This is a genomic window from Croceicoccus esteveae (assembly GCF_031846435.1).
Lineage (GTDB): Bacteria > Pseudomonadota > Alphaproteobacteria > Sphingomonadales > Sphingomonadaceae > Croceicoccus > Croceicoccus esteveae.
Genome location: NZ_JAVRHS010000013.1, coordinates 28,136 through 41,815 on the forward strand (window position 1 = coordinate 28,136; position 13,680 = coordinate 41,815).

General features: G+C 61.2%; 13 protein-coding genes. 5 read left to right on the plus strand and 8 right to left on the minus strand.

Annotated features, from left to right (window positions below):
• Window positions 1-26: 26 nt before the first annotated feature.
• The 4 genes from RM533_RS12185 to RM533_RS12200 are packed head-to-tail and all read right to left on the minus strand — an operon-like array spanning window position 27 to window position 5,990.
• Window positions 27-1,163, minus strand: a complete 1,137-nt coding sequence (locus RM533_RS12185) for a hybrid sensor histidine kinase/response regulator (protein ID WP_311341503.1) — start codon at window positions 1,161-1,163, stop codon at window positions 27-29.
• Window positions 1,163-1,726 (minus strand): chemotaxis protein CheB, encoded by a 564-nt coding sequence (locus RM533_RS12190; protein ID WP_311341504.1) that lies wholly within the window; start codon window positions 1,724-1,726, stop codon window positions 1,163-1,165. The genes RM533_RS12185 and RM533_RS12190 overlap by 1 nt, the downstream gene beginning before the upstream one ends.
• Window positions 1,723-2,547, minus strand: a complete 825-nt coding sequence (locus tag RM533_RS12195; RefSeq protein ID WP_432265074.1) for a CheR family methyltransferase — start codon at window positions 2,545-2,547, stop codon at window positions 1,723-1,725. The genes RM533_RS12190 and RM533_RS12195 overlap by 4 nt, the downstream gene beginning before the upstream one ends.
• Window positions 2,547-5,990 (minus strand): response regulator, encoded by a 3,444-nt coding sequence (locus RM533_RS12200; protein ID WP_432265075.1) that lies wholly within the window; start codon window positions 5,988-5,990, stop codon window positions 2,547-2,549. The genes RM533_RS12195 and RM533_RS12200 overlap by 1 nt, the downstream gene beginning before the upstream one ends.
• 212 nt (window positions 5,991-6,202) lie before the next feature.
• Between RM533_RS12200 and RM533_RS12205 the strand changes: the two genes are divergently transcribed.
• Genes RM533_RS12205 through arsH form a run of 5 tightly spaced genes read left to right on the plus strand, consistent with a single transcriptional unit; the run spans window position 6,203 to window position 9,343 of the window.
• On the plus strand, window positions 6,203-6,508 hold the full coding sequence (locus RM533_RS12205) for an ArsR/SmtB family transcription factor (protein ID WP_311341535.1): 306 nt from the start codon (window positions 6,203-6,205) through the stop codon (window positions 6,506-6,508).
• A 30-nt stretch (window positions 6,509-6,538) separates the two neighbouring features.
• Window positions 6,539-7,072: an arsenate reductase ArsC gene (locus RM533_RS12210; RefSeq protein ID WP_311341506.1), complete on the plus strand. Its 534-nt coding sequence runs from the start codon at window positions 6,539-6,541 to the stop codon at window positions 7,070-7,072.
• Window positions 7,069-7,497 (plus strand): arsenate reductase (glutaredoxin), encoded by a 429-nt coding sequence (gene arsC, locus RM533_RS12215; RefSeq protein WP_311341507.1) that lies wholly within the window; start codon window positions 7,069-7,071, stop codon window positions 7,495-7,497. The genes RM533_RS12210 and arsC overlap by 4 nt, the downstream gene beginning before the upstream one ends.
• A gap of 21 nt (window positions 7,498-7,518) precedes the next feature.
• On the plus strand, window positions 7,519-8,589 hold the full coding sequence (arsB, locus tag RM533_RS12220) for an ACR3 family arsenite efflux transporter (RefSeq protein WP_311341508.1): 1,071 nt from the start codon (window positions 7,519-7,521) through the stop codon (window positions 8,587-8,589).
• A gap of 13 nt (window positions 8,590-8,602) precedes the next feature.
• A complete protein-coding gene (arsH, locus tag RM533_RS12225; protein WP_311341509.1) occupies window positions 8,603-9,343 on the plus strand; it encodes an arsenical resistance protein ArsH in 741 nt (246 codons plus the stop codon).
• Window positions 9,344-9,511: 168 nt separating this feature from the next.
• Here the strand turns inward: arsH and RM533_RS12230 are convergent, their stop codons facing one another.
• The 4 genes from RM533_RS12230 to RM533_RS12245 are packed head-to-tail and all read right to left on the minus strand — an operon-like array spanning window position 9,512 to window position 13,644.
• Window positions 9,512-10,255 carry an SDR family oxidoreductase gene (locus tag RM533_RS12230; RefSeq protein WP_311341510.1) on the minus strand — a complete coding sequence of 248 codons (744 nt, stop codon included), beginning with the start codon at window positions 10,253-10,255 and terminating at the stop codon, window positions 9,512-9,514.
• 1 nt (window position 10,256) lies between these two features.
• Complete coding sequence (locus RM533_RS12235; RefSeq protein WP_311341511.1) at window positions 10,257-11,417, minus strand: aldo/keto reductase; 1,161 nt, start codon at window positions 11,415-11,417, stop codon at window positions 10,257-10,259.
• The gene (locus tag RM533_RS12240; protein WP_311341512.1) at window positions 11,414-12,559 is read right to left on the minus strand and encodes a (R)-mandelonitrile lyase; all 1,146 of its coding nucleotides are present in this window, start codon (window positions 12,557-12,559) and stop codon (window positions 11,414-11,416) included. The genes RM533_RS12235 and RM533_RS12240 overlap by 4 nt, the downstream gene beginning before the upstream one ends.
• Window positions 12,556-13,644: an alpha/beta hydrolase gene (locus tag RM533_RS12245; RefSeq protein ID WP_311341513.1), complete on the minus strand. Its 1,089-nt coding sequence runs from the start codon at window positions 13,642-13,644 to the stop codon at window positions 12,556-12,558. The genes RM533_RS12240 and RM533_RS12245 overlap by 4 nt, the downstream gene beginning before the upstream one ends.
• Window positions 13,645-13,680: the final 36 nt, after the last annotated feature.

The window sequence follows — 13,680 nt, forward strand, 5'->3', positions numbered from 1 at the left end:
TCGCTCGCAAGCGGCTGCGTTCGAGTTCACTCTAGCTGAGCTAGTGGCAGCCATACCTCAAACGTGCTGCCTTCTCCCGGAGCGCTCTTGACAAGGCGTATTTCCCCGCTGTGCAGTTCGACGAGTTGTTTCACCAGTGCGAGACCGATCCCCAGTCCATCACTGACGATCCCGAGACCATTATCCGATTGTTCGAACATTTCGAAAATCAGCGTTTGCCGCTCGGTCGGGATGCCTACGCCGTTATCCGACACTGTCAGGGTCGCGCGATCATTCAACTTCGCAGCAGTGACAGCGATCCGGCCACCATTGGGTGTATACCGAGCCGCGTTGCCGACGATGTTGCCAACAATCTGGATAAAGCGAGCTGGATCTACATCGAGCATGATCGGGTCTTCGGGAAGATCCACCAGAAGTTCATGACCTCTCGCCTCGATTGACGGCCCTGCGATTTCCAGTGCTTGCGGCATGAGGTCGCCGAGGAAGAGCTTTTCCTTGCGCAGCGATATCTTGCCGTGCTCGATACGGTTTATATCGAGCAGATCGTCGACAAGCCGGGTCATGTGACCGAGGTGTTGCCTGATCGATTTGTGGACGGTCTCGCGGTCCAGACCCTCTCTCGGACGTTCTAGGAAATTGAGCCCGGCCGCCAGCACCGCCAGCGGGTTGCGCAGTTCGTGGGCGAGCACTCCCAGGAAACGGTTCTTTTGCTGGTCGGCGGCTTGCAGCGCTTTGGTCAAGTTTGCCAACTCGTCCCGCTGCAGAATAATCTGCTGACGCTGGATGAACATATCGAAGAAGACGCTCGACTTGGATCGCAGGATGTCGGCTTCGATCGGCTTCTGGATGAAGTCGACCGCGCCTGCCTCGTATCCGCGGAACTTGCGCGCCGCATCCCCGCTGCCTGCGGTGAGGAAAATGATTGGAATATGCCGCGAACGCTCGTTTGCGCGCATGATTTCGGCCAATTCGAAGCCATCCATGCCAGGCATCTGCACGTCGAGCAGGGCAAGCGCATATTCGTTGCCCAGCATCAGTTCGAGAGCTTCCTCCCCGCTGTGAGCCTTGTGCAGTTCAAGATCTTCACGCGCCAGCAGCGCCTCCAGCGCAAGGAGGTTCTCCTCCAGATCGTCTACCAGCAGGAATTTGACAGTATCGGTCATCACGCGATCATCGCCTCCAGAGCGGGTACAATTCTTTCCAATGCCATCGTCCGCGCGTCGGGACAGGCGGTCAGTGCGGCCTCAGGCATGGTCGCGACTTCTGCCGTGGCGGGGATTTGCACGATGGCCTGTCCATCGGCGGCGTATACGGCCCGCAGGCCCTGCGCCCCATCGCTGTTTGCCCCGGTCATGACGATGCCGGCCAATCCCGGACCAAAGGCATCGGCTGCGCTTTCGAACAGCACATCGATCGCCGGACGCGAGTGATTGACAGGCTCGTCCGAGGACAGGGCGATGGTTCCACAGGCTTCGACGAGCAGGTGATAATCCGGCGGAGCGAAATAGATCGTGCCGGGCGCTAGAGGTTCCTTGTCCTCCGCTTCTTTGACCGGGAGCCGACACTTCGCGGCGAACAGGTCGACGAGCGAATTGCTTTGCTTCGGCGGGACATGGACAACCACGAGAACCGGGGCGGGAAAATCCGCCGGCAGCCTGGGGAGCACCTGCGACAGCGCCTGGACGCCGCCAGCCGAAGTGCCGATCACGACGGCCTGGAGGGTCATTGCGAACTCCTCCGATAGATTCTTTCCTCTCGCACGAATTCCGCGAACATGTCCGCATGTTCCGAAAAACGCAGGCTTTCCTTCGATCCAATGCCGAGAAAACCGCCGCGCACGAGCGACTCGCCGAACAAGCCCACGACCCGGTCCTGCAACTCGCGATCGAAGTAAATGAGCACGTTGCGACAGGAGATCAGGTGCATCTCGCCAAAGGCTGCGTCGGTCACCAGGCTGTGGTCCGAAAAAACAGTGCGTTCTCGCAGCGATTTGCTGAACACGGCCCGGTCGTAGTCCGCGGTGTAGTGGTCCGACAGCGAGCTATGCCCGCCCGAAAGGCGGTGGTTCTCGGTGAACAGTTGGATGCGGTCGAGCGGATATATGCCCGCCTGCGCCGCACGGAGGGCAGCGGGGTTGATATCGGTAGCATAGAAGATCGTTCGTTCGAACAGCCCCTCTTCCGCGAAAAGAACGGCCAGGGAATAGAGCTCCTCGCCTTGGCTGCACCCTGCGACCCATACCTTGAGCGAGGGATAGGTGCGCAAATGCGGCACCACCTTTTCGCGCAGCGCACGAAAATAGGATGGGTCGCGGAACATCTCGCTCACCTGCACAGTGAGGAAATTCAGCAGCTTCGGGAGGATGCTCTCGTCGTGGAGAACGGCCGACTGGATATCGGAGATGCTGTCGTATCCCCACTGGCTACGGGCCTGAAGCAGCCGCCGTTTGATCGACGCCCGAGCATAATGACGGAAATCGTAGTGATAATGGCGATAGACGGCATCCAGCAGCAGCTGGATCTCGATATCCTCGATACTTTCGCTCATCACCGGGGCATCCATACGCGCACCAGCGACAGCAGCTTGTCCACATCGATCGGCTTGGCCATGTAATCATTGGCGCCTGCATCGATGCATTTTTGCTGATCGTCGGGCATCGCCTTGGCAGTAAGCATAACGATCGGCAGCTTCTTCCAGCGCGCATCGGCGCGGATCGCGCGGGCGGCGGTAAGGCCGTCCATCACCGGCATCATCACGTCCATCAGCACAAGGTCGATGGCCTTATCGGGATCGTCCGCAGCCTCGCCGAGCGCGTCGAGCGCCTCCTGGCCGTTGCGCGCGATCTGCGTCAGCGCACCGCGCGGCTCGAGGATGCTGGTGAGAGAGTAGACATTGCGCACGTCGTCCTCGACAATCAGTATGCGCCGTCCTTCCAGCGCGGCGTCGCGATGGCGCGCCTTCTCGATCATCTGGCGCTGTTCGGGTGGAAGGTCCGATACGACCCGATGGAGGAACAGCGATACCTCGTCCAGCAGCCGCTCGGGCGACTTGGCACCCTTGATGATGATCGAACTGGAATAGCGGCGCAGGCGCTGCTCCTCGTCGGCCGACAGGTCGCGGCCGGTATAGACGATGACCGGCGGAAGGGGCCCGTCCTTATCCTCGCTCAAGGTTTCGAGCAGCGAGAAGCCCGACGCATCGGGCAGTGCGAGGTCAAGAACCATGCAGTCGTATCGCCCTTCGCGCAATTCCTCGAGGCATTCGGCTGCGGTGCCGACACCCACGGTCTCGACATCCTGCGAACCGAGCAGGCTGGCCACCGCTTCGCGCTGGACCTTGTCATCCTCCACGATCAGCACGCGCCGCACGCGCGAAGCCAGTTTCTCCTGCAAGCCCGAGAGCACTTCGGCCAAACGTTCGCGCGGGGCTGGCTTTTCGAGAAAGCCGATCGCGCCGAGCGCCAGCGCGGTCTGGCTCTGGTCCGTCCCGGATATCACGTGGATCGGGATATGGCGCGTTTCTTCCTCGTGCTTCAGCCGGTCGAGCACGGTCAGGCCGGACTGATCGGGCAATCCGATATCGAGCACGATCGCGCTCGGGCGATATTCGCGGGCAAGCTCGATGGCTTCGGTCGCCGTTCCGGCAATGATGCACTGGAAGCCCAGCTCGCGCGACAGGTCGCACACGATACCGGCAAAGGTCGTGTCGTCCTCGATCACCAGCAGGAGCCGCTTGTCTTCCGAAAGGTCCTTGCGGTCGTCGTCCAGCACGGGCGCACTCGCTTTTGCGGATTTTGGCCTGGCGGGTGCGGGCGAGGGGGCGAGCGCCGTCTCCGTCGCTACCTCGCCAGCAGAGGGAAGCTGCCTCGGTGCAACCATTGCGGGGTCATATGTGGCGGGCACACTGACGATAAAGGTGCTGCCCTTGCCCTTTTCGCTTTCGAGACGGATGCTGCCGCCAAGCAGGCGGACCAGCTCGCGCGAAATGGACAGCCCCAGTCCCGTTCCGCCGAACTTGCGGCTGATCGTGCCGTCCGCCTGGCGGAAGGCTTCGAAGATCGCCTCGCGCTGTGCTTCGTCGATGCCAATGCCGGTGTCGGCCACGGCGAAGTCGACCATATCGTTCTCGCCTGGCGATATGGTCAGGGTGACGCTTCCGTCCTCGGTAAACTTGATCGCGTTGGACAGCAGGTTTTTCAGCACCTGCTCCAGCCGCATCCGGTCGGTCTCGATCGAACGCGGCGCACCGGATTCCAGTGCGATGCTGAGCTCCAGGCCGCGCTGCTGTGCAAGCGGCTCGAAAACCTTGCGCAGATCGGAGGTCAGCCGGTCGGTCGAAACCGTGCCAGCCTCGATTTCGACATGGCCAACCTCGATCTTCGACAGGTCGAGGATGTCGTTGATGAGGTTCAGCAGATCGTTGCCGGACGATTCTATCGTGCGGGCGAACTTGACCTGGTCGGCGGTGAGATTGCCGTCGCTGTTGTCTCCGAGCAGCTTGGACAGGATCAGCAACGAATTGAGCGGTGTGCGCAACTCGTGGCTCATGTTGGCGAGGAAATCCGACTTGTATTGGCTCGCCTGTTCCAGCTCACGCGCCTTGAGCTGCAGGGCGGCCGTAGCGCGCTTGAGTTCGTCGCGCTGTCCTTCAAGGGTCTGCGCCTGCTCTTCGAGCTGGCTGTTGGTCTGTTCCAGCTCCACTTGTTGGAGTTCAAGGCGCGCCTGGGATTCCTTCAGCGCGTTGCCCTGCTCCTCCAGCTCCTCGTTGGAGACCCGCAGTTCCTCGCTCTGGGCCTGCAGTTCGCCCGCCTGACGCTGGGTTTCCTCCAACATTTCCTGCAATCGTTCGCGGAAGCGTGCCGAGCGAAGCGCGACGCCGATCGAGCCGGCGACGGTGTCGAGCAGCTCAAGCGTGCGCTCGTCCACCTCTTCGAAGAAGCCGAGTTCGATAACGGCGTTGACCAACCCTTCGTAGAAGACGGGGGCAACGACGAGGTGCCTCGGCGCGTCGCTGCCCAGCGCCGATCCGATCTTCAGGTAACCGGCGGGTATGTCCGATAGCGTGGTTGCCCGCGCATCCGCCGCCACCTTGCCGAGAAGGCCCTCGTTCAGGCCGAATGACTCCGGCACGGAGGCGCTGTCCGCAACGCCGAGCAGGGCCGCCCGATTGAATGTGCCGCCCTCACCCTTGAAGACTGCCCCGGCATTCGCGCCCGTCCTTTCGGCAAGAAACGAAAGCACTGCGGCAGCAACTTGGGGCACCGTCTTCTCACCCCGCATGGCCTCGCCCAATTCCACCTGTGCAGCCTGTAGCCAGCTCTGCCGCTCGCGAGTTCGGTTGCTTCTTGCCACGATGATGAAGATGGCGATCGTCAGTGCGATGCCGATCAGGCTGGTGACGATGGCGCTGATGATCGCGGCACGCGAAGCCGAAGCAAGCTCTTCGACCCGCTGCTGGCGCTCCTGCGCTTCTTCGACGTTCATCTGCGCGATTTGCTGCCGGATCACATCCATGGCGATCCGGCCCCGATCGCCGTCGATCATCTCTATGGCTGTTGCGAAGCCCTCATCACGCCGAGTCTGGATGGAACGTTCTGCGAGGCCGAGCCGGGTCTCGACTGCGGATCGAAGTATGCCGAAACTCTGACCCTGAACCTCGTTGGCCTGCGTCAGCATCTCAAGTGAGGAGAGGCTTCGGCGAACATCTTCCACTCCCGTTCGATAGGGTTCAAGATATTCGTCTTCACCAGTAATGACGTAGCCGCGCTGGCCGCTCTCCACATCGAGCGTCGCGATCATCAGTTCGTCAAGCGCAGTGAGCACTTCGTGGGTGTTGCGGATACGCGCCTCATTCTCCCGCATCCCGATCACGTTGAAGTAGGCGGCATATGCCGTGACGAGGAAGAACCCGAGGCCCACCAGCAGGCTGATGATCGACCACCGGGTGGAGGAGAGACGGATGCCCTGTTTCGTCTTAAGTTCTTGCAAAATCTATCAACCTCAAAGGACGAGCCTGCCGCCCTAAATACACGCAAATTCCGGCAGGCAACTGATTTTCTACCGGACGGGATATACAGCAGAAATCCGTAATTTCGATTCTTCTCGAATTATCGATTGCGCGGGTCTGAAGCCGCTCTATGATACGTTCATAGAAACCGGAGATTCGTATCACACAGGGCGATCAGATCTGGGCCGTCGATGCCCTGCAGGCACTTGGGCACGAAACACGGCTGTCAGTTTTCCGTATGCTGGTGAAGGCTGGGCCCGATGGTCTGATGGCGGGCGAGATAGCGCAGGGTTGCGGTGTTCCATCCTCCACGATGTCGCATCACCTTGCCAATCTTGAGAGGGCAGGCCTTGCGGCATCGCAGCGCGAGAGCCGGGTGATCCGCTACCGCGCGGATTACGCCGGCATGCGGCAACTGCTCGCCTTCCTGATGGAAGATTGCTGCCAGGGTGATCCGCTGCTCTGCGCCGATTTCTCTGAAATTGCTGCCTGCAAACCCTGATCGTCAACCACCGCTCCTTTCGAGGTTTCGATGTCTGAGAAAATCTACAACGTCCTGTTTCTCTGCACCGGGAATTCGGCGCGCTCGATTCTGGGCGAAGCGCTGATGAACAAGACGGGCGAAGGACGGTTTGCCGCTTACAGTGCCGGCAGCCAGCCCAAGGGTGATGTGCATCCGATGGCGATCGAAGTGCTGGGCAATTTCGGCTATCCGATCGGTGGCCTGCAATCGAAAAGCTGGGATGAATTCACGAAGCCCGGCGCGCCCAAGTTCGATTTCATTATCACCGTTTGTGACAACGCTGCTGGCGAAAGCTGCCCCGTATTCCCCGGCAAACCAATCACCGCCCATTGGGGCGTTGAGGACCCTGCTGCCGTCGAAGGAGAGGGACAGCGCAAGGCGTTCCTCAAGGCGCTTAGCTATCTCAAGCGCCGCGTCGAATTGTTCCTGATGCTGCCGATCAAGACCATCGACGAGATGGCAATGCGCAGGAAACTCGGCGAGATCGGGCGCGAGGAAGGTGCCAGCACCAAGGCACGGGCCAAAGACGGGGACGCCCAATGACCGCCGACATCGTCATCTATCACAATCCCGAATGCGGGACCTCGCGCAATGCGCTGGCCATGATCCGCAACGCCGGGATCGAGCCGCATGTCGTCGAATATCTCAAGACGCCACCTTCGCGCGCAATGCTCGAAGGCCTGATCGCACGCGCCGGCATCACCCCTCGCGAGCTGTTGCGTGAGAAAGGCACGCCGTTCGCCGAGCTTGGGCTCGACAACCCTGCCCTGTCGGACGTGCAGCTGATCGACGCGATGATGGAGCATCCCATCCTCATCAACCGCCCCTTGGTGGTTTCAACGCTCGGGGTGAAGCTTTGCCGCCCGTCGGAAGAAGTGCTCGACCTCCTACCTGCCGCCCAACGAGGGGCGTTCGCCAAGGAAGACGGCGAACACGTGGTCAACGCCGCTGGCGTGCGCGTGCGCTGAGCGAACGTCAGGACAGGTAAAATGACCCGAACCATTGCAGAACCCGCTCCGGCGGTCTCGCCCCTCGGCACCTTCGAACGCTTCCTGTCATTATGGGTTCTCGGGTCTATCCTCGCCGGTCTGGCACTTGGCATGGTCGCACCGGGTGTAATTGGACTCCTGGCAGATCTCGAATACGCCTCGGTCAATCTCGTGGTCGCGGTGCTGATCTGGGCGATGATCATCCCGATGATGGTCGGCGTCGATTTTTCCAGCATCAAGGGCATCGGCCGCAAGCCCAAGGGGCTGGTCATCACGCTGGTCGTCAACTGGCTTGTCAAGCCGTTCACGATGGCGGCGCTGGCGGTGCTGTTCTTTGATTATCTCTACGCCGGGCTGATGTCGGAAGGTGACGCGGACCAGTATATCGCCGGGCTCATCATCCTGGGCGCAGCACCTTGCACCGCCATGGTGTTCGTCTGGTCGCAGCTGACGCGGGGCGATCCGGCCTACACGCTGGTGCAAGTGTCGGTGAACGACCTCGTCATGATCTTCGCCTTTGCGCCCATCGTGGCGCTGCTGCTGGGCGTGACCGATATCGTTGTGCCGTGGGAGACGCTGCTCCTCTCGGTCGTGCTCTATGTCGTCATTCCGCTGGTGGCAGGGGCGATCGCCAGACGACAGGTCATTCGTTCGCATGACGGTGACGAAGCGGCGGTCGATGCTTTTACCGCGCGGCTCAAGCCTTGGTCGATCATCGGCTTGCTGGCGACCGTGGTCCTGCTGTTCGCCTTTCAGGCAGGCACAATCATCTCGAACCCGCTGCTGATTGTGCTGATCGCAATCCCGATCATCATCCAGTCCTATGGCATTTTCGCCATCGCCTATGCTGCGGCCAAGGCGTGGAAAGTGCCGCACAACATCGCGGCGCCCTGCGCGCTGATCGGAACGTCAAACTTCTTCGAGTTGGCGGTGGCCGTCGCCATTGGCCTGTTCGGGCTAACCAGCGGCGCTGCGCTGGCAACCGTGGTCGGCGTGCTGGTGGAAGTCCCTGTGATGCTGTCGCTGGTCGCCTTCGCTAACCGCACGCGCGATCGCTTCCTTCAATCCTGAGTTCAAGCAACCTATGTCCAGTCTTCGAACCGTGTCCGATCCCGAACACCTGCCCGCGCTGAGGCCAGAGTATCTCCATCGCAACCCAGCAATGGGGCTCGGTGTAATGGACCCGCCGCCGCGTATCCTGCTGCTTTACGGATCGCTGCGAGAGCGATCCTATTCGAGGCTGGCCGCTGAGGAAGCGGCTCGTCTGTTGCAGTTCTTCGGCTGCGAAACGCGGATTTTCGATCCGTCGGACCTGCCTCTACCTGGCCAAGTGAAGGATGACGACCATCCTGCCGTTCACGAACTGCGCGAGCATTCGCTATGGTCCGAGGGGCAAGTCTGGTGCAGTCCCGAGCGGCACGGCCAGATGACCGGGATCATGAAAGCGCAGATCGATCACCTGCCGCTGGCCTACAAGGGCATGCGCCCGACGCAGGGCCGCACGCTCGCGGTGATGCAGGTCTGCGCCGGTTCCCAGAGCTTCAACACGGTCAATACGTTGCGCGTGCTTGGTCGCTGGATGCGCATGGTCACAATCCCAAACCAGTCGTCGGTCGCCAAGGCGTATGAAGAGTTCGACAATGCGGGCCGGATGAAGCCGTCGGCCTATTACGACCGCATCGTCGACGTGATGGAGGAACTGGTCCGCTTCACTGTCCTCCTGCGGCCGCATGCAGATCAACTGGTCGATCGGTATTCCGAACGCGTGGACAAGGATTTGCCAGTAGAAACGCACGTCGAGAAAGCCGGATTAGCAGCAGACTGACGAATGTCGGAGGCGGCTTGTGCAGAAAGTCTGCTTCGTAGGGATCCACGCTTCAAAACAGACATTCCGCTAGCGGCCCAGTTTCAGCCGGTCAGAAAGGCGCCCTAAATTCGGTCGTAGCGGCGCTCAATGGAGCTTCCTGAAAGCAGACATCTCGTCTGCTCAGCCCTAAGGCTCCTGCGACGTGGGGCGGAACAGAATTTCGTTTATGTCGACGTCTTCCGGTTGCTCCATCGCGAAGGCTACAGCTCGCGCAAAGCTGTCAGCTGGAATTGCAAACTCATCGTAGAATTTCTGCAGGTTGGCCGAGACGTCGCTTTCGGTGGCACTCTGCGGCAGTTCGGTCGCGACTGCCCCCGGAGAGATGATGGTGGTGCGAATGTTGTAGGGCTTCACTTCCTGGCGCAGACCCTCGGAAAGCACACGAACCGCAGTCTTAGTCGCAGAGTAGACAGCGCCGCCCGGATTGACCTTGTGACCGGCCACAGAGGAGACGTTTATAATGTGGCCCGATTTCTGCGTCTGCATGTGCGGCAATGCCGCAGCGATGCCGTAAAGAACGCCTTTCAGGTTCACATCGATCGTCTGGTCCCAATCCTCGACCTTGAGGCGCTCGAGCGGAGAATGCGGCATAAGACCGGCGTTGTTGATCATAACGTCGATCCGGCCAAACTCTTCGACCGCGATTTCCACCAATCGCTGAACATCTTCGCGAACGGTGACGTCGGTCGTTACGGCTCTTGCTCGTCCGCCTTGCGAGGTTAGCTCTTCCGCAAGTGCCTCGATCCGTTCGACCCTTCGAGCGCCGAGAACCACAATCGCTCCCTTGTCGGATAGATGACGAGCCGTAGCTTCGCCAAGCCCGCTACTCGCCCCGGTGATCACGACGACCTTGTTTTTCAGGCTCTCCATCTCATTGCTCCTTGAGGGGGGCTTCGACTCCCGAATAGGCTAGGACGGCATCCGGAAGGCGCTGCCCTTTCACCTCGATAGCGTCGACCGCGCGGTTCAACTCGGCCAGTTCTTCGCCGGTGAACGAGATATCTACAGCACCCGAATTCTCGAGCATGTGCGCCATTTGGGTCGTGCCTGGTATCGGCACGATCCACGGCTTCTGCGCCATCAGCCAGGCGAGAGCAATCTGGCCGGGAGTCGCCTCCTTGCGTTCGCCCCATTCCCGCGCAAGCTCCACGAGTGCGAGATTGTGCGGCAGGTTCTCCGGCGAGAACCGGGTCTCCGCGCCGCGAATGTCGCCGGGAGCAAACCGCGTGTTGGCATCGATAGCGCCGGTCATGAAGCCAACCCCGAGCGGGCTCCACGGGACGAACCCGATCCCCAGCTCCTCGCAGACCTGCAGCGGGCCCTCCTCGGGCCCACGCCAGATCATCGAATATTCGCTCTGAACCGCAGCGACGGGCAGCGCTGCATGGGCCCGGCGCAATGTGTCGAGACCCATTTCGCAAAGGCCCCAATGCAGGACCTTGCCCTCGGACCGGAGGTCGGCGATTGCACCTGCGACATCTTCGATGGGCACTTCGGGATCGACCCTGTGCTGGTAGAGGATATCGATCCGGTCGGTCTTGAGGCGCTCCAGCATGCCCTCGACCGCGAGCTTGATGTGGGCGGGTCTGCTGATTAGCCCCGGACCGCGTTCGCCGGTTTCGAGGTCGATGTTCCACCCAAACTTGGAAGCAATCTCGACATCGTTGCGGAAGGGGGCAACCGCTTCGCCGAGGATGCGTTCGACTTCGTGCGGGCCGTAAGCTTCTGCAGCGTCGAAGAATGTGACGCCGCGATCATAGGCCGTGCGGATGATGTTGTGCATTTCCGCGCGGCGCGGGATCGTCGTCTGGTAGGTCCGGCTCATGTTCTGAACGCCGAGCCCGATTGCCGAGACTTCGAGCGCGCCAAGCTTGCGCCGACCATCCACTTTCACCGGTGAGTATGTGCCGATCGCCTTGGCCGATGCGGGGTGTGCCTTGGCACTTCCGGCAAGGAGCGGGAGAGCAGCAATACCCCCAGCTACGCCAAGGAAACCTCGACGTGCAAGGCCGCTTTGCGTTTCATTTGTCATTGATCGATCTCCTGCGCGTGTTGCGGGTATTCCTCGGCAGTTAGCTTTTGCTCCCAGGAAACGGTCGAGCCGTTCAGTGGCTCCGAAATAGCGAAATGCGACATCGCGTCTCGCGGCGTGGCACCATGCCAGTGGCGAGTATCGGCCGGGGTCCAGACGACGTCGCCCGGGCCTATCTCTTCGACCGGTCCGCCTTCGGACTGGACGAAGCCGCGACCAGACACGACGACCAGCGTCTGTCCCCGCGGGTGGGTATGCCAAGCGGAATGCGCTCCCGGCTCGAACGACACCAGCGCGCCTGAATAAGCGCCCGCCGGATCAGACCCGAAGCGCGATGAGACTGTGACTTCGCCGGTGAAGTATTCGGCCGGGCCGCGGCTGACTTCCTGGCCGCGTTCGACCGACATCCGCGGCGGAGCGTCCAGCTGCGGGGCCTCGCCGGAAAGCTCTGCGACGAGCGTCGCTGCACGGCGCGCGCTCTGCTCGCCAACCTCGCTGCGTAAGGTATCCGCGAAGTCCCCCAGTTGCGACCAGCTCAGGCCCTGGCGATGGGTGACGCCGAGATGCGATTTCAGCTGCGCATCGGTCCCGTCCAGCGCGGCCAGCATGCTGATCGTGGCAAGTTCGCGCTGCTGCCAGTCGAGCACATCCCGCTGGAAAATATCGGCGAACAGGTGTTCGACGAGGAAAGTGTCGATGGTCGGCGTAAAGGCAGCATAGCCGCTTGTCCTGTTCGACATATCGGCGCCGACCAGCGTGTTCCGATTGTGATTGCCAGCCACCTTCGGATCGAAATCCGCGGGAACGGGGCTGGCGGCGGGCCCTTCCGGATCGGCAAGGCCGCGTGCTTCGCGTTCCTGCAGAACGGCATCGAAAGCATTGATCGCGTTGAGCGCTCTGGGGAAGCCCGTGTAAGCGTAGGACTGGATCAGGATTTCCTTGATCTCGTTGACGGTGAGGCCGGCCTCAAGACCCTCGGCAAGCTCCTGCCGCAGCCTGGCAATGTCGCCACTTGCGGCATGGGCCGCGATGGGCACGATGGCGCTCTGGCGTTCGTCGAGTTCGGTTTTGTCCTGCGCACTCAAGCTGCTCCCCAGCAATGAGGCAGCGAGCGCAAGCGAAACGGAAACGCGGCGGATCATGATGCAATCTCCTTGCCGAAAAAGTCCGACAGTCTGGCGATCGCCTGGTCGACATATTCCGGCACATAATAGGTCTGGATGTGCGTCGCGCCCGGGATCAGGAACAGTTCCTTGACGGCTGCACCGGTAGCCTTCGCGAACCCGTCTTCGGTCATGTAGAGCGTATCGGCCTTGTCGCCGGCGATCATCAGCAAGGGCTGGTCGATCAGCTCCATGTTGCTGGTCGCGTCGAACCGCATGAGATTGATCAGGCTGCTGGCCGTATAGCGGAAAGTCGAATTGGGGTGCGCGTGCGTATCCCAGTAATAGGCATAGCCTTCGCGGTAGAGATCGAAGGGCAATGCCGCGATTTGCTCGTCGCTCATGGGCGCGTCGCCGGCATAGAGCACCTCGCCTCCAGCAGCTTCCTGCGCGCGTGCGGCCGACCCCTGCTGCATACGCTCGGCGATCGTATCGAGCTGGCTGTCGCGAAATCCGTTGCGGCGAACGCGGCCCGAATCGAACATGCTGACCGTGGCGATGGCCTTGAACCGCTTGTCGGTCTGCGCAGCCTTCAGCGAGTAGCCCCCGCCGCCGCACAGGCCGAGCAAGCCGATGCGGTCGGCATCGACACCGGCGAACCCGCTGATGAAGTCGGCCATGCCGTGAATGTCCTCGATCCGGTTGGCCGGAACATCGACATTGCGCGGCATTCCGCCGCTCGCGCCCTGATAGACGGCATTGGCGGCGATCGCGATGTAGCCCTGCTCAGCCAGCCGCTGCGCATAGAGACCGGCGACCTGTTCCTTCACCCCGCCATTTGGATGCGCGACGACGATGGTGGGATAGCTGCCCTGCTCGTCATAGCCTGCTGGCGTGTAGACATTGGCGGAGATCGTGATCCCGTTGAGGTCGTAGCGGACAGGGTGAATATTGACCGCGCCCTGCCGGTTTTCCGTGATCGCGCCTTCGTAGGCCAGCGTGAATGGATTCTGGGTGTAGTCGGCAGCCACAAGTGGTCCTTGGGAAAGCGCGGCAAGAGGCAGCAGCGCGGCAGCGAAAGCACGCTTCCAGCCTCGGCGGGAAAGCATCAATGGACGTCTCATGAGCGGGGTCATCATTTCTTATCTCCGGAGTGGGGG

Bases quoted from the DNA above. Each gene is read 5' to 3' on its own strand.
- RM533_RS12185 (WP_311341503.1), bottom strand. From the start codon at position 1,163: ATGACCGATACTGTCAAATTCCTGCTGGTAGACGATCTGGAGGAGAAC.
- RM533_RS12190 (WP_311341504.1), bottom strand. From the start codon at position 1,726: ATGACCCTCCAGGCCGTCGTGATCGGCACTTCGGCTGGCGGCGTCCAG.
- RM533_RS12195 (WP_432265074.1), bottom strand. From the start codon at position 2,547: ATGAGCGAAAGTATCGAGGATATCGAGATCCAGCTGCTGCTGGATGCC.
- RM533_RS12210 (WP_311341506.1), top strand. From the start codon at position 6,539: ATGTCTGAGAAAATCTACAACGTCCTGTTTCTCTGCACCGGGAATTCG.
- arsC (WP_311341507.1), top strand. From the start codon at position 7,069: ATGACCGCCGACATCGTCATCTATCACAATCCCGAATGCGGGACCTCG.
- arsB (WP_311341508.1), top strand. From the start codon at position 7,519: ATGACCCGAACCATTGCAGAACCCGCTCCGGCGGTCTCGCCCCTCGGC.
- arsH (WP_311341509.1), top strand. From the start codon at position 8,603: ATGTCCAGTCTTCGAACCGTGTCCGATCCCGAACACCTGCCCGCGCTG.
- RM533_RS12230 (WP_311341510.1), bottom strand. From the start codon at position 10,255: ATGGAGAGCCTGAAAAACAAGGTCGTCGTGATCACCGGGGCGAGTAGC.
- RM533_RS12235 (WP_311341511.1), bottom strand. From the start codon at position 11,417: ATGACAAATGAAACGCAAAGCGGCCTTGCACGTCGAGGTTTCCTTGGC.
- RM533_RS12240 (WP_311341512.1), bottom strand. From the start codon at position 12,559: ATGATCCGCCGCGTTTCCGTTTCGCTTGCGCTCGCTGCCTCATTGCTG.
- RM533_RS12245 (WP_311341513.1), bottom strand. From the start codon at position 13,644: ATGAGACGTCCATTGATGCTTTCCCGCCGAGGCTGGAAGCGTGCTTTC.